Genomic DNA, 15,622 nt, shown 5'->3' with positions numbered 1-15,622 from the left:
GTTTTTTTATTGCAGCGGAATATGCTGAAAGGCTTTGACATCAAACAGACCGGCCGCCGTCATTTTAATATCCGGAATCACCGGAAGGGCTAAAAACGATAAGGTGAGAAACGGATTGAAATCACCGGTGAATCCAAGCAGAGGAAGCTTTTCATGAAGCACGCCCAAGCTGTCATTAACCCATTCCGCCGACTTATCAGACAAAAGCCCGGCGATCGGAAGCGGAACGGAGTGAAGCAATTCTCCGTTTTTCACGGCTGTTAATCCGCCTCCGGTGTCACGGAGCCTGTTGATTGCTTTTGCCAAATCAGCATCGTTTGTACCGACGGCGATGATATTATGGGAATCGTGAGAAATGGTTGTGGCGATGGCGCCTTCTTTTAACCCAAATCCTTGTACAATCCCGAGTCCTATCATTTTTTCGCCGCTGTGCCGCTCTGCGACGGCGATTTTTAATAAATCATTATCTGTATCAGGACGAAACGCGTCAGCAGACGGTGCAGGCACTTCTTTTTTTCTCGTCTCCAAATGATTCGGTATCATTTCGATTACATTCATTTTCCTGCCCTCTTGAATCGGTATATGAAAATCCGATTCAGTCAGCGGCGCTTTCAGCCGCACTGTATCCAACAGTGCCTGGTCCGGCGAATAGGAACCGGCAGACTGTTCATAAACCGTCCGTCCGTTCTCGGCAACGGTCCGGCCGGCGACCATGGTCTTCGTGACGGCAGCCTCCCGTACATCTGAAATGAACAGCAGATCTGCGTCAAAACCCGGCGCTACCGCCCCTTTTGTTTCAAGGCCGTAGCACTCAGCCGCATTTAAGCTGGCGAGCTGATACGCAAGGAATGGATCAAGTCCCGCCTTTATCGCCATTTTGACTTGGTGGTTCACACTTCCTTCTGAAAGCAGATCATCTACATGCTTATCATCCGTACAAAAGAAAAAGCGGCGTGCGTTTTTTTCATTCACCGCCGGCAGCACATTGAGCGTATTTTTTGCCACCGATCCTTCGCGCAGCATGACGTACATTCCCCGTCTGATTCTGTCCAGCGCTTCTTCTTTTGTCGTCACTTCATGATCATTTGACACCATTGCGGTTCTGTATATATTGATGATATCTGAAGACAGTCCGGCTAAATGCCCGTCGATCCGCTTTCCGTGACGCTTGGCATCAAGCAGTTTCTGAAGCATATCCTCTTCACCTTCCGCAACAGACACATAATCCATTACTTCCGCAAGCCCGAGCACCTCTTTCTCCTGATAAAAAGGCTTTAAATCCTCGGCTTTTAATACAGCTCCTGAGCGTTCAAAGCTAGCGGCGGGAACACAGGAAGGAAGCATGAAACGGATGTTCAGCGGCGCCTTTTTCGCCTGCTCTATCATAAATGAAATGCCTTTTGCTCCGGAAACGTTCGCAATTTCGTGAGGATCAGTAATGACAGTAGTCACTCCGTGAGGGAGGACGGCTTTAGCAAATTCAATCGGAGTAACCATAGAGGACTCGATATGAACATGTCCGTCAATAAAGCCCGGAACGATCATTTGGCCTTCTGCATCAATAACTTCTTCCCCTTCATATTCGCCCAGCCCGACGATCACTCCGCCCGTAATGGCGATATCTGCAGAAATCCATTCCTGATTAAATACATCCATGATTTTTCCGTTTTTAATGACGGTATCGACTTTTTGTCTGCCGGCTGATGCATTCAGCCGTTCAGCCAGTGTTTCTTTGTTCAAAATGAGGCCTCCTCTTTTTCTTTATATGGTACAATATGCTATCGGATCGCCTGATCATAGTCAATAAAAATTGCAGAATATACCGCTTACATGATAAATGTCTTTCTATTCTGACATAATAAAAGACCGTCCTTTTACGGACGGCTTTTCACTTTGTATGAAGCACTCTTTTTTCAAATCGGGAAATGTCCGTAAGAGAGCCGATAACGATGAGAATATCTTCTTTTTGGATCATTTCAGTCGCCAGCGGAGATACGATCACTTCTTTTTCTCTCTTGATGGCCACGATATTAATGCCGTACTTCGCCCGGATGTCCAGATCAAGCAGTGTGTTGCCCGCAAGCCTGCTGTTGGCCACGATCTCCACAATGCTGTGTTCGTCGGACAGCTCCAAATAATCAAGCACATTATTTGATACGATGTTGTGGGCGATGCGTTTTGCCATGTCACGTTCAGGGTGGACGATGTGATCGGCCCCGATTTTCGCAAGTACTTTCTCATGATAATCGTTCTGCGCTTTAACCGTGATCGTGTTCACGCCGAGTTCCTTTAAGATCAGCGTCGTTAAAATGCTCGCCTGTATATTTTCGCCGATTGCCACAATGACGTGGTCAAAGTTGCGCAGCCCCAAGTTTTTCAGCACCGATTCATCGGTTGAATCGCCGATGACCGCGTGTGATGCGATTTTGGCGTATTCATTTACTTTATCTTCATCAATATCCATCGCCATGACCTCAAGGCCTTCTTCACTTAATGCTTTGCAAATACTTCCGCCGAAGCGTCCGAGACCGATAACGGCAAACTCTTTTCTCATAACAGTACTCCTTTAAACAATATCTCTAATAGGAATAGTATCACATTTTCGGCAATGAGTTCATATAGCGTTTAAGCTTTTCTGAAAAGGCGGGTGATAAATACAGGTCCGCTCCGCGTTCGATTTCTTCCTGATAGTGACCCGGAGGCGCAATTTCCTCAGCTTTATCAAGAACCAGAAACGTCAGGACGCCTCTGTATACACGGCCGCCGGCACACACTTCTATGAACGCGGGACGGTATGTGTGATTATCAACACCTTCTCTTTTGTACAGATAGGTTGCCGCTTCAAACGGGAGCTTGTACAGCACGCCTTCAGTTCGTCCCCCGTCTTCAACAAGATCGGCTCTGGAACCGTCAGGACGCCTTAACGTGAATCTCGTCGAATACCCTTCAACAACCGCCCCTCCGACCGGCTCGGCAAAGAAGTGGTCGACCCCCGCCTGTTTAAACCGGGCATTGTCCATACAGGAGCCGTAAGCGAAATAATAAACCGGACTGTCATCCTCCCGTTTCATAAAACGATATTCTTTCCAGTCTCCGCTTTTGATACGGCTGAATGAGGCACACTGGCCGTGCTTTACGACATATGCGAAGGCGGTTTTATTCCCGGCATCCGTCGTCACGGCAACCTCTTTCCGGTCAAAATCAGCATAATACATATCCAGCTTACGGATCATCTGATGATCTGTTTCATACAATTCCCCGTACACAAAAGCTGTTTCTGCTAAAGACGCCGCAGGCTGACCTTTATCCGTTTCGTACAGCACACCGTTTATCGCGGCCTGCTCGCACACACACGGAGCACCTTTCAGCAGTTCATGGTTTTCTTCACGCTTCCGTAACAAACCGTATACAAAAAGAAGCAAGTTATTTTTCCTCCTTTTGGACAGCAGCCGCTTCTAACGGCAGAATCACCTGAAACGTACTGCCTTCTCCATTTTTGCTCTTAATGTTAAGTTTACCATTATGCTCCTTCAGAATTCGTAAACAAATCGGAAGCCCGAGACCCGTTCCCTGATCTTTTGTGGAGAAAAACGGTTTCCCGATATTTTCAAGCTTTTCTTTCGACATGCCGTTTCCTTCATCCTGTATGCTGATCACCGCGTATTCTTCATCCCGTTCTGTATAAATATGAATATTCCCGCCGTCAGGCATCGCTTCAATCGCATTTTTAATAATATTGATAAATACCTGTTTCAGCTGGTTTTCGTCCCCGTTGACCATACAGGACTCAGTCTGCCTGAAATCCTTCTCAATCACAGTGTTCGACAGCACCGCGTTCGTGTCAAGAAGCGTCGCCACCTGCCTTAAAATATGGTTGAGATGATGAGCGGTAAACGTCACGGTCTGCGGCTTGGCGAGCAGAAGCAGCTCCCCCAGCACGAGATCAATCCTTTTAATCTCCGAAAAAATAATATCGAAATAATCCGTTCTTTCCGGATACTGGGCTTTCATCAGCTGGAGAAAGCCGCTGACTGACGTTAAAGGATTTCTTACTTCATGGGCGATTCCTGCCGCAAGCTCCCCGGCAATGGCCAGCTTTTGAGATTGCATGGCAAGGCGTTCGTTCGTTTCCAGAAGCTCGTCGACCGCTTTTTTCCGTTCACTGATATCAGACATCGTCCCCAGGCTTCCGACAAATTTCTGTCTGCGGTCATAATACAGCTTATAATGGACTTCTCCCCAAAAGATCGTGCCGTCTCTTTTAATATATTTGGCCGTAAACATTCCTGACGGGGACTGCTGCTTGATTTGGGAGATAATATAATCAATGATATGTTTTTCTTTTATAAAATAATCATTATACATCGTGCCCATACATTCGCTGATGGAGTGGCCCGTAATCGTCGTCCAGGCCTGATTCAAATATGTAATATTCCCTTGTGAATCCGTCTGAAAAACGATTTCCTGCAGATTGTCCATGATCCGGTTTTTCTCATCTGAAAGCGCCTTTGCTTTCTGCTCGCTGTCCTTCAGCTCCGCCAGCAGCTGCTTTTTATTGTCCACATAATAAGCCAGCAGCCAGACGCTGATTAATGTGACGGCGGTAAAGGTGATGTCAACGGGCCAGTTAATCGGATTCCGTTCAATCATATAAAATAAATAATCCCAAAACATAATAAAAATCATTGCCAAGATTAAGGAAATGATACGCGCTTGATATTTTCCCATAGTCCCACCTGCCGCTAACATTTCTACATATATTGTAACATTGTTGACTGCATTATTGACTAAAAAATGATAACTATTCCCAATTAATTGAGCAGGTTCGCTTACTTTTCCCGTGAGTTTTTGCACAAGTTCATAATAAAAGGACGGAATGATGCCCCGCCCTTTTTGCTGATTATGATCTATCTTTTAACGCTTCTTCGATTTCCTCAAGCAGCATTTTCGCTCCTTCAGGACTTAAAATAATTTTGCCGTTGCCGTACTCCTGATTTTCGGGGGTAATTTCCCCGGTCATTAAGCAAATGCCGTGCGGCTTGTATTTTTTTAAGACAATTTTGTCTCCGTCAACGAAAAATTCAATACTATCTTTAATAGCGATATCCAATGCTCTTCGCAATTCAATCGGCATGACAATACGCCCGAGTTCGTCTACTTTTCTTACTACACCAATTGATTTCATAGAAATCCCCTACTTCCTTTAATGTCTCTTCTTTATGTCCAAGGAAAATCCTTCATAAACGTAGACGAAAGGAACGGAGCAAAAGTTTCTCAGCATCCGGAAATGAATGTTTTTTACAAAAGAAAGCCTTTTGAAATACGGGATACAGACTTTCCCTCCTTTTTTACAAAAACATTTCATTCCCGGCGGAAACCCCCAAAAATCGTGGTTTTTCTCAGAAACTTTAAATGTAGAATCAATTAAATCAGGATAGGGATTGGGTGAAAACATGTTTCAATCAACTGAGATCGGAATCGACTTAGGAACCGCTAATATACTTGTTTACAGTAAAAATAAAGGAATTATTTTAAATGAGCCTTCCGTTGTCGCTGTAGATACAACAACGAAAGCGGTGCTTGCCATCGGAACGGATGCCAAAAGCATGATCGGAAAGACGCCGGGGAAAATCGTCGCCGTACGGCCGATGAAAGACGGTGTCATTGCTGATTATGATATGACAACTGACTTATTAAAACACATTATGAAAAAAGCCGGAAAAAAAATCGGAATGACCTTCCGCAAACCGAATGTCGTCGTCTGCACGCCTTCAGGCTCAACAGCCGTTGAACGCCGCGCCATCAGTGACGCTGTCAAAAACTGCGGAGCGAAAAACGTTCACTTGATTGAAGAACCCGTAGCCGCTGCAATCGGGGCCGACCTCCCTGTTGACGAGCCGGTCGCAAACGTCGTCGTAGATATCGGCGGCGGTACGACTGAAGTCGCCATCATCTCATTCGGTGGCGTCGTATCCTGCCATTCGATCAGAATCGGCGGCGACCAGCTTGATGAAGATATCGCCTCGTTCGTCAGAAAAAAATACAACCTGCTGATCGGGGAACGCACGGCAGAACAAGTGAAAATGGAAATCGGATTTGCATTGATCGAACATGTGCCGGAAACGATGGAAATCCGCGGGCGTGACCTCGTAACCGGTCTGCCGAAGACAATCAGACTGCAGTCTAATGAAATTCAGCACGCGATGCGTGAGTCGCTCCTGCATATTCTTGAAGCGATCAGAGCGACGCTTGAAGATTGTCCGCCGGAGCTCAGCGGTGATATCGTTGACCGCGGCGTCGTGTTAACCGGCGGAGGCTCCCTTTTAAACGGGATGAAAGAATGGCTGACAGATGAAATCGTCGTTCCCGTTCATTTGGCGGCAAATCCGCTTGAATCAGTGGCTATCGGCACTGGACGTTCATTAGACGTCATCGACAAGCTGCAAAAAGCGATTAAATAATAAGATTGTGCTTCTTTTTTCTCCGGCCGGCTCATATTGTGAGAACTGGAGAAACATTAAGGAGGAAGCATATGCTTAGAGATGTGGGAAGACGCGTAGCAGTAGCCGTCATTTTAAGCGGAATTATTTTGGGGGGTATGAGCATTTCACTGGCCAATATGCCCCATTCTCCGGCCGGCGGCGCCGTAAAACTGAATCACCCGTAAAGACGCAGCAAAAGCTGTGTCTTTTTCGTTTGTGCTCCTTTCTTTCCTTTATGAGGCGATATTTGATATGATGAGAAAAACCGATGAGGAGGAATGAACGATGAGTTCGTTTACTGAAAAGTTAAATACATATGCTCAGCTGGCGGTAGAAGTCGGCGTCAATGTCCAAAAAGGACAGCATGTCGTAATCAATGCCTCAACTGATGTCCGGGAACTTGTCAGACTGCTTGCCAAACATTCTTATGAAAAAGGCGCAAAAAACGTCACCGTAAATTGGCAGGACGATGAACTGTCCAGATTAAAATACGAGATGGCACCTTTTGAAGCGTTTGAAGAGTATCCTGAATGGGAAGCAAAAGGAAAAGAAGAGCTCGCGAAAAAAGGGGCTGCGTTTATTTCCGTCGTCTCATCCGACCCCGACCTGTTAAAAGGCGCTGACGGCAAACGGATTGCAGCGTTCCAAAAAGCCGCCGGAAAAGCATTGCATACATACAGACAATATATTCAATCAGATAAGGTCAGCTGGACGGTGATCGGAGCGGCTTCAACAGGCTGGGCGAAAAAAGTGTTCCCGGATCAGCCGGAAGAAACAGCCGTTCAGCTTTTATGGGAAGAAATTTTCAAAACAACCCGCGTAAATGAAGAAAACCCTGTGGAAGCATGGAAAAAACACGATCAAAATCTTCATGAAAAAGTGGAACACCTGAACAAAAAACATTACAGCGCCCTGCATTATCAGGCTGAAGGAACAGACTTAACCATTGAACTGCCGAAAAAACATGTATGGGCAGGCGCGGGAAGCGTGAATGAAAGCGGGCACGAATTCATGGCCAACATGCCGACAGAAGAGGTTTTCACCCTTCCGCAGCGTGACGGGGTGAACGGAACGGTTTCCAGCACGAAACCGCTGAGCTACGGCGGCAACATTATTGATAACTTCACTCTTACCTTTGAAAACGGCCGCATTGTCGATGTGAAAGCTGAAAAAGGCGAGGAGATTTTAAAAGGCATCGTCGAAACCGATGAAGGCTCACACTATCTCGGTGAAGTGGCCTTAGTGCCGTACGATTCACCGATTTCACAATCAAATATTTTATTTTACAACACACTGTACGATGAAAACGCCTCTAACCACTTGGCGATCGGCAGTGCGTATGCCTTTAATATTGAGGGCGGCAAACAAATGACACGGGAAGAGCTTGTCAAAGAGGGCTTAAATGAAAGCATTACACACGTAGATTTTATGGTCGGTTCCAAAGACATGAATATCGACGGCATTACCGCGGACGGCAAAAGAGAACCGGTCTTCAGAAACGGAAACTGGGCATTTTAATAAAAAAAAAGGAGGCGATCAGGCCTCCTTTTTATTTCGCTTCATACATTTGCAAGTTGGCGCAGACGGTTTCCAAAACAGGTGTATCAACTGACAAGCCTTTTGCTTTCTCAAGCAAAAAGCCGTGTAAATGATCACCTTCCGTCACCCTGCCCTTTTCCATATCTCTCAGCATCGACGATTTCATATGGTAAGACATGCTTGTCAATGTGCGATAACTCTCTTCTTCCAGACCAGGATCTTTCGGGATGCCGGCAGCCTTGAAAATGGCTCCGATTTCAGCAAAGAGGCGCTTTGCCGTGCTGCGGCCGCCTTCTGTTTCTAAAATCGGTCCGACCGGCTGTTGAAACAGAGTGGTCACTCCCGCCTGCGCGGCAATAAACATATATTTTTTCCAAATGTCCTTTTCAATATCCCCGCTGATGATGACATCCGCTTTCACGCCTGCAAATGCGTTTTCCAGCTCATTCATACGTTCTGTGCGCTCCCCGTTCCATTCACCGAAAACAAAACGGTGGGCAGCGCTCGTATGAAGAATTTCCCCTTTGTCGTTAAGGGCGCTCTCAATAAAGCAGAGGCCGCCTAGCACCTGCCGTTTTGAAAAAGCTTCAAACAGCTGGTTATAGTGCCTGTATCCGTTTAAAAAAGGAATAATGACCGACGAAGGCTTGACAAACGGTTTGACATCCCGAATGACGTCCTGCAAAGAATACGCTTTTGAAGCGATGATAACGGCGTCAAATGCTCCTTCTTCGCCCGCCAACATTAATTTCGGCTTGATTGAAACATCACCTTTTGCACTTTTGACGGTCAAACCCGTTTCTTGTAATTGTTCCGCCCGTTTCTTGCGGACGAGAAATGTAACGTCATTTCCCTTTTCTGCAAGACGCGCGCCGATATATCCGCCCACTCCCCCAGCTCCGACAACTAAAAACTTCATGATGCATTCCTCCGTCTCTTTTCAATTTATGTATTCCTTTATTGTAATGGGAAGTCAGAAGATTGAAAACTTTTTTCATAAATAAAAAAGCAGAGTCTCCCCTGCTTCTTTATTACGCGTATAGCTCTTCAAGCTTTTTCTGCACATCCGCGTTTTCAAGAAATTCGTCATAAGACATTTGTTTGTCAACAATGCCTTTAGGCGTTAATTCAATGATGCGATTGGCAATTGTCTGTACAAACTGATGGTCATGAGATGAAAACAGCATAGCGCCTTTAAAGCTGATTAAGCCGTTGTTAAGCGCTGTAATGGATTCCAAATCTAAGTGGTTTGTCGGTTCATCCAGAATTAAGATATTCGCGCCGGAAAGCATCGCTTTTGAAAGCATGCAGCGCACTTTTTCTCCTCCGGAAAGGACGTTTGATTTTTTGTTGACTTCTTCTCCTGAGAACAGCATGCGTCCTAAGAAACCGCGCAGAAAGCTTTCGCTTTGGTCATGCGGCGAGTATTGGCGGAGCCAGTCGACAAGGTTCGCATCGCTGCCGTCAAAATATTCGCTGTTGTCTTTAGGGAAGTACGCCTGAGAAGTGGTCACGCCCCATTTAAATGTGCCGCTGTCTGCTTCCATTTCCCCGGAAATGATTTTAAACAATGTCGTAACGGCTAGTTCGTTGCGGCCCGTAAATGCGATTTTATCTTCTCTGTTCATAATAAAGCTGACGTTATCAAGCACCTTAACCCCGTCAATCGTTTTTGTTAAGCCTTCAACCCGCAGCACGTCATTTCCGATCTCGCGTTCCGGCGTGAAATTGACATAAGGATAACGGCGTGATGACGGTTTGATATCATCAAGCGTGATTTTATCAAGGAGTTTCTTTCTTGATGTCGCCTGCTTTGATTTAGAGGCGTTGGCGCTGAATCTGGCCACGAACTCCTGAAGCTGTTTAATCTGCTCTTCTTTTTTCTTGTTGGCTTCCTGAGAAAGCTTTAAAGCAAGCTGGCTTGATTCATACCAGAAATCATAGTTGCCGACGTACACTTGAATTTTATTAAAATCAAGATCGGCGATGTGCGTGCACACTTTATTTAAAAAGTGACGGTCATGGGATACGACGATGACTGTGTTCTCAAAGTTGATTAAAAACTCTTCCAGCCACTGAATCGCTTTCAGATCCAAGTGGTTGGTCGGTTCATCAAGCAGCAGAACGTCCGGCTTGCCGAACAGCGCCTGTGCCAAAAGCACTTTCACCTTTTCTGAACCGCCTAAGTCGGCCATTTTCTTCGTATGCAGGTCTTCAGAGATGCCCAGCCCCTTTAACAAAATAGCGGCTTCACTTTCAGCTTCCCATCCGTTTAATTCCGCAAACTCTCCTTCAAGTTCAGCGGCGCGGATGCCGTCTTCATCTGAAAAATCAGGCTTCATATAAATCGCGTCTTTTTCCTGCATGACTTCGTATAAACGTTTATGTCCCATAATGACGACTTTCAGCACTTCGCAGTCTTCATATTCAAAGTGGTTCTGCTTCAGAATGGCAAGACGTTCGCCCGGACTCATATGGACATCGCCGGTCTGAGGCTCCAGCTCACCGGATAAAATTTTCAAAAATGTTGATTTTCCGGCACCGTTTGCGCCTATTAATCCGTAGCAGTTGCCCGGCGTAAATTTAATATTGACATCTTCAAATAACTTGCGATCCGCAAAACGCAAGCTCACATTATTTACAGCAATCATTTAGAATCCTCCATCGTGTCTATCATCATTAAAAGTATACCATGAATAAAGGGGAAGAGAAATGTTTCCCTGCGAATATACGGGTTTGAAAAGATGCAGGCGTCAAACCCGGAGCGCTGTGATACAATAGATATATATACATATTCATCACGGAGGAACAAGTTGAAGCTTTTAACACTCACAGAATACTGTCTTATGATTTTCTTCACCGGGGTTTTTCTGGCCGTCACAGGCTTTACGGCACGTGACATCGGCTTGTACGTCGGAATCGCCCTCATTTATACGTTTTCGCATCTCTTTTCCAAACGGATGCTTGAAAGACGCGGCAAAGAGAAGAAGCAGGTGAATCTTTTTTTCAGCGTTCTGGCCATTGTCGGATCAGTGCTGGCCACGGTATTGTTCATCGCCGTCGCGGCCTCGTTTGCCAAATAAAAACGCCTGCTGTCCGAATCGGGCAGCGCGGCGTTTTTATTTTGTCTGACGCATATCATGAAACGGGAAGAACACAAACTTCGAGGTGCCGACGATCCGGTTTTCGGCAATTAAGCCGAGGCCGTTCCGGCTGTCCATTGAGTTCAGCCGATTGTCGCCCATGACAAAGTATTTGCCTTTCGGAACCTTTACGGGGCCGAAATCTCCCGTCAGGTTGACTCCCAGTTTTTTCGCTTCTTTTTTATTGCTCGCGAGGTACGGTTCTGCGATTTTTTTGCCGTTTATGTAAAGCGTGTCATTTTTCATTTCCACCGTTTCTCCCGGTTTTCCGATGAGCCGCTTTACATAATGGACTTTCGATGTATCGCCGTTAATAATGACGATGTCCCCCCGCTCGATTTCTCCGATATAATTGACGCTTTTGTTGACAAACAGTCTTTCACCGTCATGTAATGTCGGGTACATTGATGATCCTTCCACTAAGTACGGTTCAAACAGGAAATGGCGGATTAACAGCGCAAGTGCAACCGCTATAATGATGGCCTTTCCCCATTCCCAATACGTGTTGGATTTTCTTTTTACCGATTTTTCAGAAGTAGGTTTTTGTTCTTCAGTCAACGTGGTTCCTCCTAGACGATCACTGTTTCGGTTCATGTACCATCTTTACTTTATCACAACTCATCACAAAATACATAACGCTTCTATGCGTATATGATTGAAAAAAGCGCCCGTAAAGGACGCTTTTCGCTTATTTCTCTACTACCGGTTTTTTGATGATTCCCAAGATAACCGCCGTTACAATCGCTCCGATCACGATGCTCATTAAGTAAAGCAGCGGATGGTTCGTAATGAATGCAACGAATATCCCTCCGTGCGGTGCAGGAAGCGTTACCCGGAAAAACTCTGTCAGTCCGCCCGCTACCGCAGAACCGACAACGGCTGCAGGGATGACGCGAAGCGGATCAGCCGCTGCAAACGGGATGGCGCCTTCTGTAACGAAAGCTGCTCCCATGAAGTAGCACGTAATACCGGCTTCACGGTCACGTTTAGAGAATTTGTGTTTAAAGAATGTTGTCGCCAGTGCGATTCCAAGCGGCGGAGCCATTCCGCCCGCCATGATGGCCGCATGCGGCGCATAGTTTCCGGCATCGATCATCGCGATACCGAAAGTGAACGCCGCTTTATTGAGCGGGCCGCCCATGTCGATAGCCATCATACCGCCTAAAATAATACCCATTAAGACAAGGTTTCCAGTTCCAAGGCTTTCAAGCCAATTTGTTAAGAAATTCATAAACGCTGCTACAGGTGTGTTAATGACAAACTGCATCAGGACACCGGTGATAAAAATACCGAGCAGCGGATAAATCAATACAGGTTTTAATCCGTCAAGAGTCTGAGGAATAAAGACAAACAGCTTTTTCAAAAGGACTACGACATAACCGGCTAAGAATCCCGCAATCAGTCCGCCCAAGAATCCGGCATTCGCCTGCGTAGCCATAAATCCGCCGACCATACCCGGCGCAAACCCCGGACGATCCGCAATACTCATTGCGATGAATCCGGCAAGTACTGCAACAATCAGCTTTAACGCATTACCGTCACCGATAAAGTTCAGCGCTGCAGCAAACGTGTTGTATGTCGGGTCTTTCGGATCAGCTGAATGAATTCCCCAGAAGAATGAAATCGCAACGAGAATTCCGCCGCCGACGACAAATGGCAGCATGTTGCTGACACCGCTCATTAAGTGTTTATAGAAAGTACTTCCGATGCTTGTGCCTGATTTCTGTTTCGGACCGTCTTCATTTGAAGCGGAAGATCCTCCGCCGCTGCCCTCGTAAATCGGCGCATCTTGGTTAACTGCTTTTTCAATCAGTTCCTGTGGACGTCTGATACCGGCCGTCACAGGCACTTGAAGAACATGTTTGCCTTTAAAGCGCTCCATTTCAACCTGTTTATCAGCCGCCACGATAATCGCAGGCGCGTCTTCAATTTCTTGAGCCGTCAGCTTATGTTTAATACCGCTTGAGCCGTTTGTCTCGACTTTAATGTCAACGCCGAGCTCTTTCGCTTTTTCTTTCAATGCGTCAGCTGCCATGAACGTATGAGCGATACCTGTCGGGCATGCCGTAACCGCAAGGATTTTCCCTTTTCCTGACGGCGCTGCCTGTTCTTCCTGCTCTTCTTCTTCCTCATCGTCATCTTTGTCATGCTGATTGATGATGTCAATGATCGCATCTTCTGATTCAGCTTCAAGAAGCTGTTTGCGGATTTCCTCACGCATAAGAAGCGTTGAAAGTCTTGATAATGCCTCAAGGTGCGTATTGTTCGCTCCTTCGGTTGCCGCAATCATAAAGACCAAGTGTGCCGGCTGACCGTCTAATGATTCATAATCCACACCATCTTTTGAACGGCCGAATGCAATGGCCGGGTTAATGACGCTCGCCGTCTTCGCGTGAGGAATGGCAATACCTTCGCCGATTCCCGTCGAGCTTTGGCTTTCACGATTTAAAATGGCTGCTTTGTAAGCCTCTCTGTCATTTAATCTGCCGGCTTTGTCAAGCACTGTCACCATTTCATCGATAACGTTTTCTTTCTCTTTGCTTTCTATATTGAGATGAATTGTATCTCTTGTTAACAGCTCAGTTATCTTCACTTTTCTTTCCTCCTCTATAGACGTGTGACTTTAACTTCAGGAAGAAGCTGCTGTACAAACTCTTCAGTTCCGAGTTCTTCAGAAAATGCCGTCGCGCTTCCGGAAGCAACTCCTAAACGGAACGCATCTTCCAAAGGCAGCTGTTTTGAAATTCCCGCAAGGAATCCCGCGACGACGGAATCACCTGCGCCTACCGAATTGACAAGCTTTCCTTTAGGAACATTGGCGAGGAAAACCGCCTCTTTCGTAAATAAAAGCGCACCGTCGCCAGCCATCGAAACAATCGCGTGTTCAGCGCCTTGTTCAATTAATTTTTTACCGTAAGGAACGGCAGCTTCGGCTGAATCAATGACCGTATTGAACATTTCCCCAAGCTCATGATGATTCGGCTTCATCAAAAACGGTTTCATTTCTGTCGCTTTCATCAGCGCTTCACCGGAGATGTCCACCACTACCCGGGCATTCTGCTTTCTGCATGCCTCAGCAATTTTTTCATACGTGTTATGCGGCAGGGAAGAAGGGATGCTTCCCGCTAAAACGACGATGTCTCCCTCTTCCAGAGCGGAGAACTGTTCTAAAAAGGCATTGAACACTTCGTCTGAAATCGTCGGGCCCTGTCCGTTAATTTCCGTTTCATCGCCCGTTTTCAGTTTTACATTTATACGCGTGTCTTCATCCACCTCAGAAAAAGCCGTTTCCAGACCTTCCTGCTGCAAAAATGACGTGATATAATTTCCGGTAAATCCGCCGACAAACCCCAATGCTTTTGACGGCACATGGTGTCTTTTCAGTAATCTCGAAACGTTGATGCCTTTTCCGCCGGGATACTTCGTGTCATAGCTGGAACGGTTTAAACCGCCTACGGCAAAATCTTCAACGTGAACGATATAGTCAACAGACGGATTGAGAGTTACAGTGTAAATCATGGTTTCACTACCTTTACGACAGTTTTTTCTTGGTAATCATCGAATGCAAGTTCTTCAGCTTCAGTGGTAATGATAGCTGCATCGCCCAAGGCGGCAAACGCTGCGAAAGAAATCTCGCCGAATTTAGAAGGATCGGCTAAAACATACGCATTTTTCGCCTGTCTCACAGCCTTTGTCTTCAGAAGAGCCTCATCCGGATCGGGTGTTGTAAAGCCGGCTTCAATGTGCACGCCGTTCACCCCGAGAAAGCTTTTGTCAAAACGGTACTGGCTGACCGCCGTTAATGAGGCGCCGCCGATCATCGCACCTGTTCTATGCTTCACATATCCTCCGAGAAGATAAAAAGGAATCCCCTTCCTTATTAAAGCGTCGATATGCATAACCCCGTTTGTGACAACCACAATGTCCTTTGTATGATCTATAAAATCAATCATGTGCAATGTAGTTGTTCCCGCATCAAGGTAAATACAGTCACCTTCTTCTAATAAAGATGCCGCTTCTTCAGCGATCTTCAGTTTATCCTGAAGGTTTTTGGAGGATTTTTCAAGCATATCGGGTTCTTGCCTGCTGTTGGAAAGTTTAGACGCCCCGCCGTGAACGCGCTTTAAAAATCCGCGCTCTTCAAGTGTTGATAAATCTCTTCTGATCGTTGATTCAGAAGCGTTTGTCATGCTTATCAGCTCTTGAATCTTCACCACATCTCGCTTTTCAATCTGATCCATAATCAGCTGATACCTTTCAGGAGTAAGCATATTCCGCCTCCTTTGAAAACGTATTCATTTCGGCTGCAAGATAATTGTAAACGCTTTTTTTACTTCAAGCAACTAAAATCACTCAAATTCATTCAATAACTATCAAAATCTTTCACATTTGTTCATATTAACGTATGTACATAGGGTTTGTAAACTGTAAATTCGACAAAAAGGGGGACAATTGTAT

Annotated in this window: 15 protein-coding genes; 4 read left to right on the top strand and 11 right to left on the bottom strand. The window is 46.0% G+C overall.

Annotated elements, in window-relative coordinates:
- Nucleotides 1–6: 6 nt before the first annotated feature.
- The 5 genes from ade to L3V45_RS07110 all read right to left on the bottom strand — a co-directional run bounded on the left by ade (nt 7) and on the right by L3V45_RS07110 (nt 5,185).
- Nucleotides 7–1,740, bottom strand: a complete 1,734-nt coding sequence (gene ade / locus L3V45_RS07130; protein ID WP_236837317.1) for an adenine deaminase — start codon at nt 1,738–1,740, stop codon at nt 7–9.
- A 148-nt stretch (nt 1,741–1,888) separates the two neighbouring features.
- Entirely contained in the window at nt 1,889–2,554 is a 666-nt protein-coding gene (gene ktrC, locus L3V45_RS07125; protein ID WP_003154554.1) for a Ktr system potassium transporter KtrC, read from the bottom strand.
- 40 nt (nt 2,555–2,594) lie between these two features.
- Nucleotides 2,595–3,422, bottom strand: coding sequence for a gamma-glutamylcyclotransferase family protein (locus L3V45_RS07120; protein ID WP_025851463.1), 828 nt, complete (start codon nt 3,420–3,422; stop codon nt 2,595–2,597).
- A gap of 1 nt (nt 3,423) precedes the next feature.
- Nucleotides 3,424–4,728 carry an ATP-binding protein gene (locus L3V45_RS07115; protein ID WP_014304932.1) on the bottom strand — a complete coding sequence of 435 codons (1,305 nt, stop codon included), beginning with the start codon at nt 4,726–4,728 and terminating at the stop codon, nt 3,424–3,426.
- Between the two features lie 172 nt (nt 4,729–4,900).
- Complete coding sequence (locus L3V45_RS07110) at nt 4,901–5,185, bottom strand: transcriptional regulator AbhA (RefSeq protein ID WP_003154557.1); 285 nt, start codon at nt 5,183–5,185, stop codon at nt 4,901–4,903.
- Nucleotides 5,186–5,453: 268 nt separating this feature from the next.
- On the opposite strand from L3V45_RS07110, the gene mreBH reads away from it, so the two are divergent.
- The 3 genes from mreBH to L3V45_RS07095 all read left to right on the top strand — a co-directional run bounded on the left by mreBH (nt 5,454) and on the right by L3V45_RS07095 (nt 8,000).
- The gene (gene mreBH / locus L3V45_RS07105; protein WP_003154558.1) at nt 5,454–6,461 is read left to right on the top strand and encodes a cell shape-determining protein MreBH; all 1,008 of its coding nucleotides are present in this window, start codon (nt 5,454–5,456) and stop codon (nt 6,459–6,461) included.
- Nucleotides 6,462–6,532: 71 nt separating this feature from the next.
- Nucleotides 6,533–6,667 carry a protein YkpC gene (locus L3V45_RS07100; protein ID WP_003154559.1) on the top strand — a complete coding sequence of 45 codons (135 nt, stop codon included), beginning with the start codon at nt 6,533–6,535 and terminating at the stop codon, nt 6,665–6,667.
- Nucleotides 6,668–6,767: 100 nt separating this feature from the next.
- A complete protein-coding gene (locus tag L3V45_RS07095; RefSeq protein ID WP_234949665.1) occupies nt 6,768–8,000 on the top strand; it encodes an aminopeptidase in 1,233 nt (410 codons plus the stop codon).
- A gap of 31 nt (nt 8,001–8,031) precedes the next feature.
- Here the strand turns inward: L3V45_RS07095 and L3V45_RS07090 are convergent, their stop codons facing one another.
- Together L3V45_RS07090 and L3V45_RS07085 are read right to left on the bottom strand one after the other, a co-directional pair.
- On the bottom strand, nt 8,032–8,940 hold the full coding sequence (locus L3V45_RS07090) for a ketopantoate reductase family protein (protein ID WP_234949664.1): 909 nt from the start codon (nt 8,938–8,940) through the stop codon (nt 8,032–8,034).
- A 112-nt stretch (nt 8,941–9,052) separates the two neighbouring features.
- On the bottom strand, nt 9,053–10,672 hold the full coding sequence (locus L3V45_RS07085; protein WP_003154562.1) for an ABC-F family ATP-binding cassette domain-containing protein: 1,620 nt from the start codon (nt 10,670–10,672) through the stop codon (nt 9,053–9,055).
- Between the two features lie 162 nt (nt 10,673–10,834).
- Between L3V45_RS07085 and L3V45_RS07080 the strand changes: the two genes are divergently transcribed.
- Nucleotides 10,835–11,104 (top strand): hypothetical protein, encoded by a 270-nt coding sequence (locus L3V45_RS07080; protein ID WP_003154565.1) that lies wholly within the window; start codon nt 10,835–10,837, stop codon nt 11,102–11,104.
- 36 nt (nt 11,105–11,140) lie between these two features.
- Here the strand turns inward: L3V45_RS07080 and sipT are convergent, their stop codons facing one another.
- The 4 genes from sipT to L3V45_RS07060 all read right to left on the bottom strand — a co-directional run bounded on the left by sipT (nt 11,141) and on the right by L3V45_RS07060 (nt 15,435).
- Nucleotides 11,141–11,758 (bottom strand): signal peptidase I sipT, encoded by a 618-nt coding sequence (sipT, locus tag L3V45_RS07075; RefSeq protein WP_369719103.1) that lies wholly within the window; start codon nt 11,756–11,758, stop codon nt 11,141–11,143.
- Nucleotides 11,759–11,852: 94 nt separating this feature from the next.
- Nucleotides 11,853–13,757, bottom strand: a complete 1,905-nt coding sequence (locus L3V45_RS07070) for a PTS fructose transporter subunit IIABC (protein WP_003154570.1) — start codon at nt 13,755–13,757, stop codon at nt 11,853–11,855.
- 14 nt (nt 13,758–13,771) lie between these two features.
- Entirely contained in the window at nt 13,772–14,683 is a 912-nt protein-coding gene (pfkB, locus tag L3V45_RS07065) for a 1-phosphofructokinase (RefSeq protein ID WP_003154572.1), read from the bottom strand.
- Nucleotides 14,680–15,435, bottom strand: a complete 756-nt coding sequence (locus L3V45_RS07060; RefSeq protein ID WP_003154573.1) for a DeoR/GlpR family DNA-binding transcription regulator — start codon at nt 15,433–15,435, stop codon at nt 14,680–14,682. The genes pfkB and L3V45_RS07060 overlap by 4 nt, the downstream gene beginning before the upstream one ends.
- Nucleotides 15,436–15,622: the final 187 nt, after the last annotated feature.

Origin of the sequence: Bacillus sp. R45, from assembly GCF_021729365.1 — a bacterium.
Taxonomy (GTDB): Bacteria; Bacillota; Bacilli; order Bacillales; family Bacillaceae; genus Bacillus; species Bacillus velezensis.
The sequence above is the reverse complement of the archived record's forward strand: the minus strand, read 5'-3'. Positions and strand labels throughout refer to the sequence as shown.